Genomic DNA, 14,352 nt, shown 5'->3' with positions numbered 1-14,352 from the left:
CAACGCCCGCCCGCATTGCTGCGAGCGGGCGTTCTTCGTTCAATTCAATCAGATCAGTACGCGCGGCGATGCTGCTGCGGCTGGTGATAGCCACGCTGCGGTCCCGCGGCACGCGGCGCATACATCACCCTCGGCGCGCCATAGCGATGCGCCTGATGATAGCTGCTGCGCGACGCGTAGCTGCGCTGCGCATAGCCGTAACGCGTGCGCGGCTGCATGCTGTAGCCGTAGCGATAGCTCGGACGCGCGCGGTACTGCGAGCGCTGCGGATAGCTGTAGATCGCGGGCGCGCGATACGCCGGACCGTAGGAGTAGTTCACCGGATTGGCGTAGGGGCCGCCGTAATAGCCGCGACGATAGCCGTAACCTTGACCGTAACCCTGGCCATAGCCGCGCCAGCCGATCGCGGTCTCCTGATAGGTCGGGACCGGCGCGAACATGCCCGGGCCGCTGAAGGTCGGGCCCTGGTTGGCGTAATAATACTGACGCGTCACCGGGGTCGGATCGGGCAGCCGCTCATAGGCGGCCACGCCGGCATAGCCGTAACCGGCGCTATAGCTCTGGCCACAGGGGCTGACATAGGCCTGACCGCAAGGCGAGCAGCCGTTTGAGGTGAACAGGCCGCCGCCGCAAGCCATCGCAGGCGCAGTGCCGGCCGCGGCGGTGACAACGGCAAACGCCGCAACCCATTTCGAAATCGCGTTACGCATGAATACTCTCTCCTGTCGGTAGTCTTTTCGTTGTTGGTGATTGCTTGGTCAGCGCCGGAACTCTCGCGGCGCGATGAGGACCTCAGGCGGATTGAACGGCACTTCGTTCTGCCGTTCCATCGGCGCGGATTTCGCCGACCAGTTTTCGTGGAAACTCTCGGCCGGCTGCGGCAATTTGCGATTGGCCGGCGGCTCGATCTCCAGACGCCCGTAGCCGGGCTTGTGGCCGAGGCTCGGATAGTAGTGCCCGACATTCGGAACGGGATCGATGTAGCGACCACCATAAACGGTCGGCTGAATATGGATGCCGCGATCGAGACCCCAGTCGCCTTCGATCACGCGATACGATGCATCGACGCCGTTGATGATGATCGGCACGCCCGGACGGCCGGGCACGACGATGTTGAAACCATCGGCGGCTGCCGCCGGAAGCGTGGTCGCAATCACGAAAAGCAGTGTTGAAAGGATACGCATGGCCATGTCCTGCATCTCGGCGGTACGATAATCGAACGCCTGGCAGGATGGGTTAAAGGCGCGGCCTAAACTGCCGGTAAGCCTAACGCGCAAGCATCAGGCGAAGTTCAAATGCGCGGGACCGCAGCGTGGATTCGTTAACGCAACGGGCTCGCGATGCGCTCTGATCCCGGTTGAACACCGCCGCAAGAGCGCCGCGCGCATCTTGCGTATCGCCGTCGCAACGTGATCTGATCCCGTCAGCCTTGGTCGCAGACATCTGCAGTCGTCATGTCCGGAGAGCCCCGATGAAGTTTCTCAGTGCAGCCATCATCCTGTCGACGCTGGTCGCGACCCCTGCTTTCGCGCGCCACTGGAAGCATCATCACAGCGCCGAGACCTTCGCCTTTGCCGCACCCGGCCAGCCCTACCGGATCCTGTACGGGCACAATTACGGACCGGGCCTGCAACCGGGCACCTTCGCCTATTACGATGGCCCCCTCGCCGCCCGCTGCAAGCAATCGGCCGCGGCCTATCGCGGCCAGAACGGCCGGGCGTATCCCTGCTTCTGAACCGGCCTCCATGGTCAGGTTGACGGGTGAGCAGCTTCGCGCGCGCTATTCGAGGACGGCCCGAAACTCAGCCAGGAATTCCCGACCGCGGAGAACGTCTGGCAGCATGCCGACGAAGCCGGGCTCGTTGACGTTGTGAACGGCAAGACGGTGCTGGAGGACGGCTACACCAGCCGTGCAGTACCGAAGAGGACACGGGCAAGCCGGTCGCAGTGCCGCCCGTCGTAACCCGGGAACGACTCTCACAATCCTTGGTTGGAAGACTGAGCGTCCTGAGCGCAGGATGGACGTTCCGAAAGTCCTGCCGCCTCTCCAAGGGTGGCGGGACTTTTGCTGTCATAGCCATTGGTGTGGAGCAGCCGGACAAACTCATCCATCGCCGCATTCAATTGCTTGGCGCGCTCTTGAGATGCCGGTGTTGCGATGCTGCCGAAAAGCCAGCTGAAGGATGCGCGAAAAGTCATGCGAGGCCCCTTCATTCACGAGAAGCGCTTGTGTCGCGCTATCAGGAAAAAGGTTCAGATTGCCGCAGACGTTATTTTGCAGAGTAACACGACCTCCGCTTGACGGCGAATCACGAAGCAGATTCTCTGTCCCCATTCAGGGAGGCGGAGATGGAAGACCACTTCACTCACCAATACTTTACCCGGCAGTGTTTCAAGCACAGTCACGAGCGGGAGCTGCTGGAACACGCTCTGTGCGCAGGCGCCCTCTCGTTCGGGACAGCGTCTTTCCTGGCCGCGCTATGGGTGTTTTTCGGGTAAGGGTGGAGCCACCTTTCGCCGAAGCGCCCATGAACATCGACGAGGCCACCAAGGACGGCCGGCGGCCGCCTTAAAGCTCGGCAACAGGCAATGCAGGACGAGCGCGAGGTCTGCCACCGCGAAACGCCTGCGAGGGTTCGCGCGGCATCGGATCAATCAGCCCCCCAGTTGAGGACAGTTGAGGAACACTTCAAATGATACCGGCAGCTGAGGCATGGCAAGATGGTGCCGGTTGAGAGGATTGAACTCCCGACCTTCGGTTTACAAAACCGCTGCTCTACCGCTGAGCTAAACCGGCAACAAGATCAATGGGTTAATTGAAGACCCAAGATCGAAATCGAACGCACGGACCAATCGCCGATCCGCGTCGCGCAGTCAAATAACAGAGTTGCCGCGCAAGGGCTACTCCCGCGCGCGCCCAACCGGCGCGCGCTCACAGCCACGCGTAAAGCAGCAGCAGATTGACCGCACAGGCGGCCATCAGGGCGACCGTCAGTGCCACCTGCACCCCGTCGCTGCGGATATTGTCGATCATTCTCATCGCCCGACAACCATCAAGCGATTCTGGCAAGGGAGTCTCGAACCTTATTTTTCCGGGGATTCAGGACTCGTTTACTTTCGATTCCCGGGGCCGGGCGGCAAGACACCACCCAAACATTTTTTCCTATCTGTATTGACAGCATCCCCATCTTGATTATTTTCCCCTTCGTCCTGCCCCACCGAGAGGGGCGATCGCGATCGTCACGATTGCGGGGCGGGAGGCGGTGGACGCCGGAGATGCGGCGTCACGGGATGTGTGGGTAACGGCTGTCTGCGGGCAGGCCGCATCGCCTGTGGTCAGGATACCACTGGGACAGGCGGGACGGTTTGCTCGCGGGTGGAACGGGCCCGCAGATCAAGTGACGGACGACCAGATTCGAAACGCGTCCGGCCCAAGAGCTTGTGCTCCCCCGGCCCTGTCGCGCAGGGCCCAACAAGGGTGACCTTGATCGGTCGCCTGGGCAAGCATTCAGCAAGTCGACAAAACACCGCAGGCGGAACGTCGGGCACTGGCCCGTGCTTTCCGAAAGTCCTGATGCATACCCTTGCGGAAGACCGCATTGGCATCAGGCCCAGGGGTGCATCGGGCACCCGGCGTTCCGCACGCCCTCTCACAGGGGGCGGGAATGCGAGAGACGACGGCGCCCCCGCGCCGCCAACAACAGGGGCGATGATGCATGTCTGGAGAGCACGTGTTGTCTGAAGCAGTGGCTGTTTGACAGTTGAATCGGATGAGGCCGTAGGATGGGTAGAGCGTAGGCGCAGCGCGCCGGAGCGAAACCCATCATTCTATCATACGGCAGGCTCGGCCGATGGGTTTCGCTGCGCTCTACCCATCCTACGCTGTGCACCGTCATGCCCGGTAACGCAGAAACAAGTCCGGCCATAACGAGCGAGGGAGAAACACGACGACACCCACAAAGAAAAAGGCCGGCGTCATGCCGGCCTTTCCGTCGAAGATTGAAGCGGCTTCGCGCTTGCTCAGTATTTGGCGACCACCGGGCCACCCCAGCCGAAGCGATAGTTCAGACCGGCCTTGATGGTGTGCTCGTCGTTGTTGAAGCGCGCCGAGCCGCCAGGAATGGCCGTCGAGGTAATCGTGGTATTGCCGAAGTTGTAGTACTGGTATTCGACCTTGCCCGACCAGTTCGGCGAGAACATGTATTCGAGACCGCCACCGACAGTGTAGCCGTCCTTCTTGTTGCCATCGATCACCGCCACCGCGGGAGCCAGGGCGGCAATGGTCAGGTTGTTGTTATCCTTCCAGGCGTAACCGCCCTTGGCATAGAGCAGTGCCGGACCCCAGGTGTAACCGAGACGACCGGTGACCGAGCCTAGCTGATCGTTACCGCCGCCCGTGATGGTCGTGCCATTCGGGAAAACAAGGCTGGTATTGCTGTTCGTCAGCCAGCTGTACTGGGCTTCGACACCGATCACCCAGTTGGTGGCGAACTGATAGTCGAAGCCGCCCTGCACACCGCCCATGAACCGGCCGCTATCGCCGACGAGGCTGTTGCCGTCACCGAAGGCACCGCCGAGATGGCCGCCGATATAGAAACCGGTCCAGTTATAGACCACAGCCGGCGCCGTATAGGCCGGGGCCTTGGTATAGGGCCGCGCCGGAAGGTCGGCAGCGAAAGCAGAAGACGAGATCGCGGCCACGGCAACGATGGCCGACGCGGTGAGCAAAAGCTTCTTCATGGTTGTTCCCCTGTGTTGCGTAATGACCATCGAAAAACAACGTGGCGGCAGTTTGGTTGCTTCACGGCAGGTGCTGCCACAACGATGTTTGCCGACTGCGACAAAGCAGCAACACTTTTCGATTTATTCATTTTCAGGCGCGGCAGAAGTGCCTTTGGTTCAATGCTCACATGAACTTGATAGGGCTTTTCGGTGCCCGGATACCTACATCTGGCTGCGTCGTTGTTGCGGCAGCACTGCGGTCAATTAAGGGCGACGACGCCGGCATTGATGGTGCTCGCATAGAGCACCCAACAGAGATACGGAACCAGCAGCCAGCCGGCGATCCGGTCGACCCGCGAGGCTGAAAGAATCGTAGCGGCGATTGCGACGACCATCAGCGCGATGATGACGAGGCCGGTGCGGATACCATGCCAGCCGAAGAACACCGGCGACCAGGCTGCGTTCAGCACGAGCTGAACCCCGAACAGCGTCATCGCCCTGCTCCGCCCCATCGACGGCGCGGTGCGATCCCACAGACGCCAAAACGCGATAGCCATCAGGATATAAAGCGCGGTCCAGGCGATCGGGAACACCAATGGGGGCGGCGTCCAGAACGGTTTCGCGAGCCCGGCATACCAGCCGGCAATTTCCGGCTTGGTCGAGAGCGATCCCACCACGCCGATACCGAGGCAAATCGCGAGGCAGAGCAGCAAGCGGCTAATGGATCTCATCGTCATCCCCGCCCCGGTTGAATGCGCAACAAAGTACGGTCCCGCCTGGAGGTAAAATATTCGGAGACCAACGCGCTAGCGCGTCATCTTTTCCATTTCGGGGAACGGCGCGTAGGTGGCGCCGGCACAGGCCTCAGTGACGTTCTCGACGATACGGTCGAGGCGCTTGTCGACATAGGACACGGCCTTCTCCTGCGGCGCAGTGTATCTGCCGTCGAAATCCTTCGCCGTATAGCGCACGCAACTGACATAGCGCAGCCGGCCGCCGACCGTGCGCTGCACCGGCTCTGCCATCATGGCATCGCGGACGCCGACCGGATTGTTCAGATAGGTCTTGAAGAAAGCCAGCAGATCGGTGCGATAATTGGCCGGGAATGGCTGGGCGGCAACGCCCTGATCGTCGGTGAAACTGATACCGCCGGCACCGCCGCCTCCACATGCCGCCAGCCATAGCGGCAACAGCACTACTGCTGCCCGTTTTGCCGATGTCCCCAAATGCCGTCTCATCCGTCGTGCCGTCTCACTTGCGCAGGTGTGTCCCCGTCATTCCTGTCCTAGACGGTTCGCTCCCGAATTGGAATTCGCATCTCGGTGACGGACCAGCGCAGACGCGCCGGCCCGCTGCACCTGGGGACAGGAGCAGCAGGCCGGCAGTTGAAACTCCGCGATCGAAGCTGGGCAATATGAGGCCGCGACCGCGGAGCCCCCTCAGCCGCGTTTATGCACGACTGTGGTCTGGATGGCGGTGTGCTTGTGAACGCTCATCTTCTTGTGGAAACGATGATGAGGACGGGCATGGCGGTGATGACCGGCCATTTTCGCATTTGCGTTCAGCACGCCGGGCTTGGCCTGCACCTTGTTATCGACCGCCGTCGCCGGCTTGGTGATCGGCGCCGGCGTGGTCTTGGCGATACCAGCAGCCATCGCGGGCGCGGCAAGCATGGAAGCTACGATCAACGCGGTGGAAATTTTCTTCAACATGGTCGTCTCCTGTCGGTCTCGATCACGAAGTTGACCGGTCGGTTGGCCGGGCTTGTCGATCAATGCAGTCAGACTAGCGCCGCTGCGCTGAACCCACTCTGACGGCGCCGGACAGACTTCGTTCATCTCGGTGACATCCCTGTCATGATCGGCTGGGTCAGGCGTCCTGCCCCAAGTCGGTTGCCCAAGTCTGCTCCTCGTGTCGGCAAAAGCGGGAATGAACACCCACGCCCGGTGTTCACAACCTGAGACTTCCGTGTCAGATTATTGCCGTTGCAAACAGGAGCGCTGCATGACCCATCTCGCGATCAGGCTGACGACGCTGGCAATGTTTTCCGTGGCCGTTGCCGCCACGCCTTCCCTCACCCCGGTGTTCTTTGCCCCGGCCTATGCCGCGGGCGGCGATACGCCTTCCGCACCGCCGGCGACCGACACCAAGGGCACCAAAGACAAGAAGAAAACCAACACCAAGAATTCGAACATCGACGATGCTGCGTTCCTCGCCAACTATCGCGCGGCCTATACCACGGTCTATGACAAGCAGGACTACACGGCGGCCATCACGCAGCTCAAGGCGCTCGGCCAGGACGACCGCGCCGATGTCGCCAATCTGATCGGCTACTCCTATCGCAAGCTCGGGGACTACAAGGTCTCGCAGATCTGGTACGAGCGTGCGCTGAAGGCCGACCCCGCCCATGTCCGCACCTGGCAGTATTACGGCTTGTGGCAGGTCGAACAGGGCAACCGCGATCAGGCGCAATATCATCTCAACAAAATCGCGATGCTGAGTGGCAAGGACTCCGCCGAATATAAATCGCTCGCTGCCGCGCTGGAAAAAGCGCCGGGCACTGGTCTCACCTACTGATCCCATTCGCGGATCGGTCAGCCGGCGCAATCCTTCGGATTGTGCCGGCTTTTGCATGGCGCGGTAACCATCCAGCTTCCCTGCCCTCGACATATCGGCGAAAACTGCCCTTAGTGTTGCCTCGACAACCCTAGGGAAGGCCGATACAGACCTCGCCCGACATGCATCGAGCTGAAGGCCCGCGATTACCCGATGAACCCGTCCAAACGCTATGACCGGATCGCCTTCGTGGCCAGCACGAGCGTTGAAGCGCAGGCAGCGCTCGACCAGTTGACGGAGCTCTATGGCAATGCCGATCCGGCCACTGCCGATATCATCGTAGCCCTCGGTGGCGATGGATTGATGCTGAAGACACTGCATGACCACATGCGCTCGGGCAAACCGATCTACGGCATGCATCGCGGCACCGTCGGCTTCCTGATGAACGAGTTCTCGACGCATGACCTGCATGCCCGCCTTGCTGCGGCACGCGACACTGTCATTCATCCCCTGCTGATGCGTGCCACCGACGTCCATGGCGCCGTGCATATCCATCACGCCATCAACGAGGTCTCGCTGTTCCGCCAGACCCATCAGGCGGCGCGGCTGCGCATCCTGATCGACGAGCGCGAGCGAATGGCCGAACTGGTTGCCGATGGCATTCTGGTTGCGACGCCCGCCGGCTCGACCGCCTATAACCTCTCGGCGCAGGGACCGATCCTGCCGATCAACGCCGCTTTGCTGGCGCTGACGCCGATCAGCGCGTTTCGGCCCCGCCGCTGGCGCGGCGCGCTGCTGCCGAACACCGCCTTCGTGGTCATCGAAGTGCTGGAAGGTGACAAACGTCCGGTCGCCGCCGTCGCCGACCATGACGAGGCCCGCGACGTGCGCCGTGTCGAGATCATCTCCGACAAGACGATTTCCATGCGCATGATGTTCGATCCCGGCCACAGCCTGGAAGAACGTATCCTCAGCGAGCAGTTCGGGTATTGAGGCGGCCGCCTGCCTCAACCATTCGTTAAGACGCGACGCGGTATGGTTAACATCGGGTAACGGTCCCTGCCCGGTTCGAGCCGCATCATGTTCCGTATCGACTTCAACAAGCTGCGTTTTCTGGTCTGCGACGACAATCCGCACATGCGGCGCATCCTGCGCACGCTGCTGCATTCGTTCGGCGCCCGCGAAGTCTATGAAGCCGAGGACGGCGCTACTGCGCTGGAGATGTACAGCCACTACGTACCCGACATCGTGATCGCCGACTGGGCGATGCCGATTTTCGACGGGCTCGAACTGGCGCAGATGATCCGGCAGCCGGATTCCAAGGGCAATCCCTACGCGCCGATCATCATGCTCACCGGCCATTCCGAGAAGCGCCGCATTACCATGGCGCGCGATGCCGGCGTCACCGAATTTCTGGCCAAGCCGATTTCGGCCAAGGGACTTTATCTGCGCATCATGAGTGTGGTCGCCCATCCCCGCCCCTTCATCAAGACGAAGAACTATTTCGGGCCGGATCGCCGCCGCAACACCACCGTTGCCTATATCGGACCGGAACGCCGCAACGGCGGCGAGGCCGAGGTTCTACAGCAGCCGTCGCTGCTGGATAAAGCCCGTGTGACAGGCTAGCGCAATGTTCGGAGAAACGACCATGGCCAAGACCAAGGCGCCAGCGCCGCCGAAGGTGCAGACTTTCGCCGATCATCACGTCATCACGCCACCGAATACGCTGAAGCACGCGATCCGCCGCGTCATCGACCGCGACCTCGACGATCCCGTCGCGCGCGCCGAACAGGCGCTGGCCAATCTCTCCGGCGAGTTCAAGACCTGGATGCGCAGCGAGTGCGACCGCCTTGCCGCAGCCCATGCCGCGATCCTGAAAAAGGGCTTCGATCCGCAAACCCGCGGCGAGCTGTTTCGTGCGGCGCACGACATCAAGGGCGATGCCTCGACCTTCGGCTTTCCAGCCGCCGGCGTGGCCGCCGAAAGCCTGTGCCGGATTCTCGAACACGCACCCGATCTCGATGCGGTGCCGGCGGATCTGATCCAGCATCATATCGATGCGATCCAGGCCATCGTGCGCGAGCACAACACCATCGAGAAGGCCGGCGTGGCCAACGAACTCAGCGCCCGCCTGCGTGCCGTCGCGGATGATTATCTGACGGTCGTCAATCGCGATCGGCCGGACCATCTCGAGATGATATCGGCGCCGAGCATCGTGCCGAAAGAGTAGTTGCTTTCGTAGGATGGGTAGAGCGTAGCGAAACCCATCGCAGCGATTCGGTACGATGATGGGTTTCGCGAAGACGCTCTACCCATCCTACGACCTCACTGAGATTCTGAATATTTACGCCGCGATCAGCTGATACTCGTCACGCGCATTCGCCTGCTCTGCCAGTTCGTCGCAAAAGACCCGCGCTTCCTCGCGGGCCGACTCCGTCGCGAAGCGCCGCAGCAGGATCAGCAAGGGCTCCGATGCCGCTTCATCGGTCTCGCACACCGTCAGCACGCGCTCGACCATGCGGCGGCGCAGCCGCACGGCGCCGCCGACGGAGCCGATGAAACCGATTTCGTTGCGCGCGGCCAAAGCGGCGCGAAAGGCAGGGAATGTCGACTCCGGCAGGCCTGCGCGTGCAAGTAATGCGTTCAGCCCGGCGCCGACGCCGTCATAGACCAGTGCGGCTACGCGGCTCTGCGGCAGGCCCGACAATTCCACCAGTGCCTGGTCGAACAGTTCGAGATTGCCCGACAACAGGGCACGGAGGATGAGCCCGGCGGTCAATTGCCCGGCTTCGCGCAGGTGATGCACGAGATCCCGCATCTCGTCGCCGCGCGAACGCGACGCAATATTGACCGTGGAGCGCGCCATCGCCTCATCCGCTATGCGCTCGGCACGAGCCGGCGACAGCCAGTTCCGTGCAACAACGAAGCGGGTCAGCGTTTCGGAGAGCTTGGCCACCAGCGCGAGGCGCGTCGTGGCTGGCAGGTTATCAAGGGCCAGCATCGCTTCGCGGATGGCAGCGAGGTGACCGTGACGCTCGACAATACGGTCCCAGGAGAACGGCGCCAGTTCGGCATACGGATTTTCGATGAGTTCAAGCGCGGCAGCGGCAGAGCCGACTTCGGCAATGGCGGCGCAGATCGAGATCGGCAGATTGATGCGGCGGGCGACGGCGCATTGCAACTCGCTGTTGCCGGTGGCGACAATATCGACCAGATCGGCATCGATCAGCAGCGGCGAATGTTCGAGCACTGGAAGCGACACGCAAGGCTGATCCACCGACAGCGCCTGCACGATGGCCGCGGGCGCCGACGGCGCGCGGGCGAAAACCTGCGCCATGGCCTGACGCACCAGCGGCGATGCATCGTCGAGCAGCATCAGCAGCGCGCCTTCGGCGGCTGCACGATCGTCGTCGGACAGGTCTGAAAAGATCCAGGCTCGCGCCAAAGAGCGCGTCGCCTCTGCCCGCTCACCCGCTGGAGCGGTCCGTACCCAACTAATGAACTGCCGAACAATCATGGTTCTGCCAGCCTACGCAACCCGATCAACACCGTAACGCGATGCCACTGTCAGAGAAAATAAACCATGCCACTTAACAAACGGTTCACCATAAGCTTATGGGTTTGTTGAGGTTTTGTTAAGGGATCGGACATGCGGGGGAAAATGCTAGCTCCGCTGACCATCCCACGCTGCTTCCGAGGGACGCGCCCTTGCGCGCGTGTCGAAAGATGGCCGAGAGCGGCAATGCCTGACAACTCATGGTTCGAGACGGCGCTGGGCGCCTCCTCACCATGAAGGGACGGAGCTAACTACTAAAAGTCCCGGCGCGATCGCTGAACAGATCGAGCGGCTTGGGCACGCCAACCTCCGGTCCCCTCGGCAGCGACGTGGACGTCAGTGACGTGCGGTTACCCCACAATTCCTGCACTGCCGGCGATACAGGTTGCGCACGATCGCCGCCCTGGAACAGCGACCGGAAAATCGGCTGCTCCTGCACGGCCATCGATGACTGGTCGGATGCAAAGCTTGCGACCTGCACCGTGCTCAGATCCGGGAAGCGCGACAGGAATGTCGCATTGCTGGCAGGCGTCATTGGCGAGACCGCCTGCGCCGTCATCACGCCTGCGGACGCCATCGCCGTCCGCGTTGCCGTGGAATTCGCAGCACTGTCGTAGCGCGACGACAGCACCGAATAGACCTGCGACACGCTGCGCGCGCTACCGCTCTGATCGTAGAAGATCGACCGGTTCGCCGCGGCCGCATTCGGAAACAGTGCGGCGCCTGAGGCGCTCGGATTGTTGGTCGCGTTGTTGATCAGCTTCGAGGCGCCGCTGACGCCCATGAAATGCGCCATATAGAGTTCGGAGTCACTTGGCCGGCGACCGATCTCGCCCGTGAGCTTGAAGCTGTTGGACTGCGTCAACACGCCGGCCATCGCTGAACTCGCGACAGGATCGTCGCGCAACTTCAAAATCTCGGCCTTTGCAGCGGGATCGCTCACCGAATAGGAGCCCGACGGCGACTTGGTGATGGCGTCGGCATATTTGCCGTAGCCCAGCTGCGTCCCGGCCTCCTTCACGGTGCCGAGCCAGGTCTGCTCGATGAACTGAAAGAGTCCCTTTGCTGACGACGTCGATGCCGTGGCTGAGGGGTTAAGGTTGGATTCCATCTTGGCGGTGGCGAGCAGATATTCGAAGCTTGTGCCCGTGGTGCCGGCAGCATTCTTGATCGCGCCGGTCACCTGACTGCGCGTTGACGAGAGTGCTGATGCGAGGTTGGTCGCGTCGACCGCCATAGTGTGGTGCCCCGCTCCCGCGAAACGACCACCGGGAATCGTGCCCTGCCAGCCGTGCGGAAGCCACGGACACAGTGGGACATTCATGGTTAACGAAATGCTAAGACACTAAGCGCCCCTCGCAGGCCTCCATCTTCGGTTGAGCATTTTACAGAGGCTTAACGCGAGGGTGTTTCCGTAGGTGTCTGACGGAGATTCGCTGCCGTCAGTAGCGGGCATGGAGATCACGATGGTTGCGGTCGCAAATGGCGCAAACGCGAATTCAGCGTCGACACAACTGCGGGACAAGGCGCCGCCCGCCGCCGTTGCAGCTACCGAGCCGTCCACCTCATCCGACAAGGCTGCATCCGCGCCGATTGCCCCAGCTGCCTTCGTATCGCTGTCAGACCGCGCCAAGGCGATCATCGAAAAGGCCAAAGCCGATCAGGCAGCGACCGAGACCCTGACCGATACGTTCGACGAAATGCTGACAAAGCGGACCGACGCCCTTGCCGACCGCCTGTCGAAAGCATTCGAAAAGATGAACATCCCGCCGGAATATGCGACCCACATGAAGGTCGATAAATTCGGCAACGTGACTGCCGAAGGCCCCTGGAAGGCCAAGATCGAGAAAATGTTCAGCGACGATCCTGCGCTCGCCAAGGAGATGAAGGAAGTCTCGGGCCTGAATGCCCTGAAGGCGGCGCAAGCTTCGCTCGATCTCTACAACGAGCAGAAAAAATCGAGCAACAGCGAAACGAAACAGGCGGAGGCCTGGAAGAACTACAATATCCGTTCGATGAACATCCAGACCCTGTCCGGCGTCATGACCATGAAGGACGGCAAGCTCAGGTCGGCGGCCGTCGATTACATGGACATGATCGCCGATCCGACCGGCATCGGTGCTGCCAAATCCCGGCAGGATTTTGCAAGCCGGCTGGCATGACCTGAGATCAGAGGCAGTTCAGCTTCCGTAGACCGACGCTGGATCGAACACCTTGTCCGCATCGATGAACGAAAGCTTCGCCGCCCCGCCCTCGCCCTTGGTGATCGCGCGGTAGAAGCACGAGCGACGGCCAGTGTGGCAGGCGGCTCCGCCGATCTGTTCGACCTTGATCCAGATTGCATCCTGGTCGCAATCCATCCGCATCTCGACCACGCGCTGGGTCTTGCCCGAGCTCTCGCCCTTGCGCCATAGCGCCTTGCGCGAACGGCTGTAATACCAGGCATCGCCGGTTTCGATGGTGTTGCGTAGCGCCTCTTCATTCATATGCGCCACCATCAGCACGTCGCCATTCGCCACGTCGGTGGTCACGACGGTGACGAGACCGGCGGCGTCGAATTTCGGCGTGAGCGCGAGGCCTTCTTCGAGGTCATGGCTGTGCGCGTGCGATGTGTTGGACACGGAAAATCTCTCGCTGTGATCGTCAAACGAAAATCGGGCGCATGATGCGCCCGACACTCTAGCAGCAAATAGCGATCGTCGCGCGATCAGGGCGACATGATATTAACGGGACATGGACTGGATCATCGACATGAACCGCGCCTGCTCGGCCGGATTGTCGCGGAAATTGCCAGTGAAACGGGTCGTGAAAGTGCGCGAGCCTTCCTTGCGGATGCCCCGGGCCGACATGCAGGTGTGCTCGGCCTCAACCATCACCGCAACGCCGCGCGGCTTCAGCACTTCATCGACCGCGGCAGCAAGCTGCGCGGTCAGATGCTCCTGGGTCTGCAGCCGATGGCCGAAGATATCCACGAGACGCGCCAGCTTGGAGAGACCGACGACGCGTTCCACCGGCGTATAGGCAATATGCGCCTTGCCGTAGAACGGCATCATGTGATGCTCGCAATGGGAGACGAAGGCCATGTCGCGGATCAGCACGAAATCATCATAACCGGCGGTCTCGCCGAAGGTCCGGTTCAGGACCTCGGCCGGGCACTGAAGATAGCCCTGGAACAGCTCGTCATAGGCCTCGACTACGCGCCGCGGAGTGTCCATGAGGCCTTCGCGCTGCGGATCCTCACCGATATAGGCCAGCAAGGTCTGCACGGCCTGCTCAGCCTCGGCGCGCGAGGGGCGCGGCTGGTCGGGATGTACGGCGGCGGCCAGAAACTCGGCGGGATCGAGCTCCGCCGGCCGGAATTCCTGTACTTTGCTGTCGGCAGATCTGATTTCGGAAGATTTGCCATCCGGGGATTTGCCGCGAAGCGGCTTGATCACTGCGTCCATCTTTACTCCGTTCGACCGGCCCCATGGGAGGCCGGAGTGTCACCGGGCAGACGGGGCGGCCGGGCCGCCGGA

At 61.7% G+C, this 14,352-nt stretch carries 17 protein-coding genes and 1 tRNA gene; 6 read left to right on the top strand and 12 right to left on the bottom strand.

The annotated features are described in order from the left end of the window. Positions 1-53 precede the first annotated feature (53 nt). The gene (locus AC1RLZ_RS01440; protein WP_493187186.1) at positions 54-710 is read right to left on the bottom strand and encodes a hypothetical protein; all 657 of its coding nucleotides are present in this window, start codon (positions 708-710) and stop codon (positions 54-56) included. A 48-nt stretch (positions 711-758) separates the two neighbouring features. Continuing rightward, the gene (locus tag AC1RLZ_RS01435; protein ID WP_493187185.1) at positions 759-1,184 is read right to left on the bottom strand and encodes a hypothetical protein; all 426 of its coding nucleotides are present in this window, start codon (positions 1,182-1,184) and stop codon (positions 759-761) included. 287 nt (positions 1,185-1,471) lie between these two features. Between AC1RLZ_RS01435 and AC1RLZ_RS01430 the strand changes: the two genes are divergently transcribed. After that, positions 1,472-1,735: a hypothetical protein gene (locus tag AC1RLZ_RS01430; RefSeq protein WP_371421314.1), complete on the top strand. Its 264-nt coding sequence runs from the start codon at positions 1,472-1,474 to the stop codon at positions 1,733-1,735. Positions 1,736-1,977: 242 nt separating this feature from the next. On the opposite strand, the gene AC1RLZ_RS01425 is transcribed toward AC1RLZ_RS01430, so the two are convergent. The 6 genes from AC1RLZ_RS01425 to AC1RLZ_RS01400 all read right to left on the bottom strand — a co-directional run bounded on the left by AC1RLZ_RS01425 (position 1,978) and on the right by AC1RLZ_RS01400 (position 6,434). Further along, positions 1,978-2,199, bottom strand: a complete 222-nt coding sequence (locus AC1RLZ_RS01425; RefSeq protein ID WP_493187184.1) for a hypothetical protein — start codon at positions 2,197-2,199, stop codon at positions 1,978-1,980. 523 nt (positions 2,200-2,722) lie between these two features. After that, positions 2,723-2,797: transfer RNA gene (locus AC1RLZ_RS01420), tRNA-Thr, on the bottom strand. A 1,223-nt stretch (positions 2,798-4,020) separates the two neighbouring features. Continuing rightward, on the bottom strand, positions 4,021-4,740 hold the full coding sequence (locus AC1RLZ_RS01415; protein WP_371424589.1) for an outer membrane protein: 720 nt from the start codon (positions 4,738-4,740) through the stop codon (positions 4,021-4,023). A gap of 242 nt (positions 4,741-4,982) precedes the next feature. Then, entirely contained in the window at positions 4,983-5,459 is a 477-nt protein-coding gene (locus AC1RLZ_RS01410; protein WP_493187183.1) for a TspO/MBR family protein, read from the bottom strand. Between the two features lie 69 nt (positions 5,460-5,528). Continuing rightward, a complete protein-coding gene (locus AC1RLZ_RS01405; RefSeq protein WP_493187182.1) occupies positions 5,529-5,960 on the bottom strand; it encodes a hypothetical protein in 432 nt (143 codons plus the stop codon). A gap of 201 nt (positions 5,961-6,161) precedes the next feature. Then, positions 6,162-6,434 (bottom strand): His-rich protein BRANT, encoded by a 273-nt coding sequence (locus tag AC1RLZ_RS01400; protein ID WP_493187181.1) that lies wholly within the window; start codon positions 6,432-6,434, stop codon positions 6,162-6,164. 292 nt (positions 6,435-6,726) lie between these two features. On the opposite strand from AC1RLZ_RS01400, the gene AC1RLZ_RS01395 reads away from it, so the two are divergent. From AC1RLZ_RS01395 to AC1RLZ_RS01380, 4 genes are all read left to right on the top strand, one after another. After that, positions 6,727-7,299 (top strand): tetratricopeptide repeat protein, encoded by a 573-nt coding sequence (locus AC1RLZ_RS01395; RefSeq protein WP_493187180.1) that lies wholly within the window; start codon positions 6,727-6,729, stop codon positions 7,297-7,299. Between the two features lie 192 nt (positions 7,300-7,491). After that, positions 7,492-8,271, top strand: a complete 780-nt coding sequence (locus AC1RLZ_RS01390) for an NAD kinase (RefSeq protein ID WP_493187179.1) — start codon at positions 7,492-7,494, stop codon at positions 8,269-8,271. Positions 8,272-8,358: 87 nt separating this feature from the next. Continuing rightward, complete coding sequence (locus tag AC1RLZ_RS01385) at positions 8,359-8,904, top strand: response regulator (protein WP_068731951.1); 546 nt, start codon at positions 8,359-8,361, stop codon at positions 8,902-8,904. Between the two features lie 22 nt (positions 8,905-8,926). Then, positions 8,927-9,508, top strand: coding sequence for an Hpt domain-containing protein (locus AC1RLZ_RS01380; RefSeq protein WP_493187178.1), 582 nt, complete (start codon positions 8,927-8,929; stop codon positions 9,506-9,508). Positions 9,509-9,622: 114 nt separating this feature from the next. On the opposite strand, the gene AC1RLZ_RS01375 is transcribed toward AC1RLZ_RS01380, so the two are convergent. Further along, a complete protein-coding gene (locus tag AC1RLZ_RS01375) occupies positions 9,623-10,795 on the bottom strand; it encodes a DUF2336 domain-containing protein (protein WP_493187177.1) in 1,173 nt (390 codons plus the stop codon). A gap of 286 nt (positions 10,796-11,081) precedes the next feature. Then, positions 11,082-12,071, bottom strand: coding sequence for a transglycosylase SLT domain-containing protein (locus tag AC1RLZ_RS01370; RefSeq protein WP_493187518.1), 990 nt, complete (start codon positions 12,069-12,071; stop codon positions 11,082-11,084). 229 nt (positions 12,072-12,300) lie between these two features. Between AC1RLZ_RS01370 and AC1RLZ_RS01365 the strand changes: the two genes are divergently transcribed. Continuing rightward, entirely contained in the window at positions 12,301-12,996 is a 696-nt protein-coding gene (locus AC1RLZ_RS01365) for a hypothetical protein (protein WP_493187176.1), read from the top strand. Positions 12,997-13,014: 18 nt separating this feature from the next. Here the strand turns inward: AC1RLZ_RS01365 and hisI are convergent, their stop codons facing one another. Together hisI and folE are read right to left on the bottom strand one after the other, a co-directional pair. Beyond that, a complete protein-coding gene (hisI, locus tag AC1RLZ_RS01360) occupies positions 13,015-13,455 on the bottom strand; it encodes a phosphoribosyl-AMP cyclohydrolase (protein WP_493187175.1) in 441 nt (146 codons plus the stop codon). A 102-nt stretch (positions 13,456-13,557) separates the two neighbouring features. Beyond that, the gene (gene folE / locus AC1RLZ_RS01355) at positions 13,558-14,280 is read right to left on the bottom strand and encodes a GTP cyclohydrolase I FolE (RefSeq protein WP_371424579.1); all 723 of its coding nucleotides are present in this window, start codon (positions 14,278-14,280) and stop codon (positions 13,558-13,560) included. Between the last annotated feature and the right edge of the window lie 72 nt (positions 14,281-14,352).

The sequence above is a fragment of the Tardiphaga sp. GW822-FHT04G09 genome, assembly GCF_058800725.1.
The sequence above is the reverse complement of the archived record's forward strand: the minus strand, read 5'-3'. Positions and strand labels throughout refer to the sequence as shown.

What these genes read in the sequence shown, in the direction of transcription:
- AC1RLZ_RS01370 (WP_493187518.1), bottom strand. Translation starts at nt 12,071, where the DNA reads ATGGCGGTCGACGCGACCAACCTCGCATCAGCACTCTCGTCAACGCGC.
- AC1RLZ_RS01365 (WP_493187176.1), top strand. Translation starts at nt 12,301, where the DNA reads ATGGTTGCGGTCGCAAATGGCGCAAACGCGAATTCAGCGTCGACACAA.
- AC1RLZ_RS01395 (WP_493187180.1), top strand. Translation starts at nt 6,727, where the DNA reads ATGACCCATCTCGCGATCAGGCTGACGACGCTGGCAATGTTTTCCGTG.
- AC1RLZ_RS01375 (WP_493187177.1), bottom strand. Translation starts at nt 10,795, where the DNA reads ATGATTGTTCGGCAGTTCATTAGTTGGGTACGGACCGCTCCAGCGGGT.
- AC1RLZ_RS01380 (WP_493187178.1), top strand. Translation starts at nt 8,927, where the DNA reads ATGGCCAAGACCAAGGCGCCAGCGCCGCCGAAGGTGCAGACTTTCGCC.
- AC1RLZ_RS01410 (WP_493187183.1), bottom strand. Translation starts at nt 5,459, where the DNA reads ATGACGATGAGATCCATTAGCCGCTTGCTGCTCTGCCTCGCGATTTGC.
- AC1RLZ_RS01405 (WP_493187182.1), bottom strand. Translation starts at nt 5,960, where the DNA reads ATGAGACGGCATTTGGGGACATCGGCAAAACGGGCAGCAGTAGTGCTG.
- AC1RLZ_RS01400 (WP_493187181.1), bottom strand. Translation starts at nt 6,434, where the DNA reads ATGTTGAAGAAAATTTCCACCGCGTTGATCGTAGCTTCCATGCTTGCC.
- folE (WP_371424579.1), bottom strand. Translation starts at nt 14,280, where the DNA reads ATGGACGCAGTGATCAAGCCGCTTCGCGGCAAATCCCCGGATGGCAAA.
- AC1RLZ_RS01385 (WP_068731951.1), top strand. Translation starts at nt 8,359, where the DNA reads ATGTTCCGTATCGACTTCAACAAGCTGCGTTTTCTGGTCTGCGACGAC.
- AC1RLZ_RS01415 (WP_371424589.1), bottom strand. Translation starts at nt 4,740, where the DNA reads ATGAAGAAGCTTTTGCTCACCGCGTCGGCCATCGTTGCCGTGGCCGCG.
- AC1RLZ_RS01435 (WP_493187185.1), bottom strand. Translation starts at nt 1,184, where the DNA reads ATGCGTATCCTTTCAACACTGCTTTTCGTGATTGCGACCACGCTTCCG.
- AC1RLZ_RS01425 (WP_493187184.1), bottom strand. Translation starts at nt 2,199, where the DNA reads ATGACTTTTCGCGCATCCTTCAGCTGGCTTTTCGGCAGCATCGCAACA.
- AC1RLZ_RS01430 (WP_371421314.1), top strand. Translation starts at nt 1,472, where the DNA reads ATGAAGTTTCTCAGTGCAGCCATCATCCTGTCGACGCTGGTCGCGACC.
- AC1RLZ_RS01440 (WP_493187186.1), bottom strand. Translation starts at nt 710, where the DNA reads ATGCGTAACGCGATTTCGAAATGGGTTGCGGCGTTTGCCGTTGTCACC.
- AC1RLZ_RS01390 (WP_493187179.1), top strand. Translation starts at nt 7,492, where the DNA reads ATGAACCCGTCCAAACGCTATGACCGGATCGCCTTCGTGGCCAGCACG.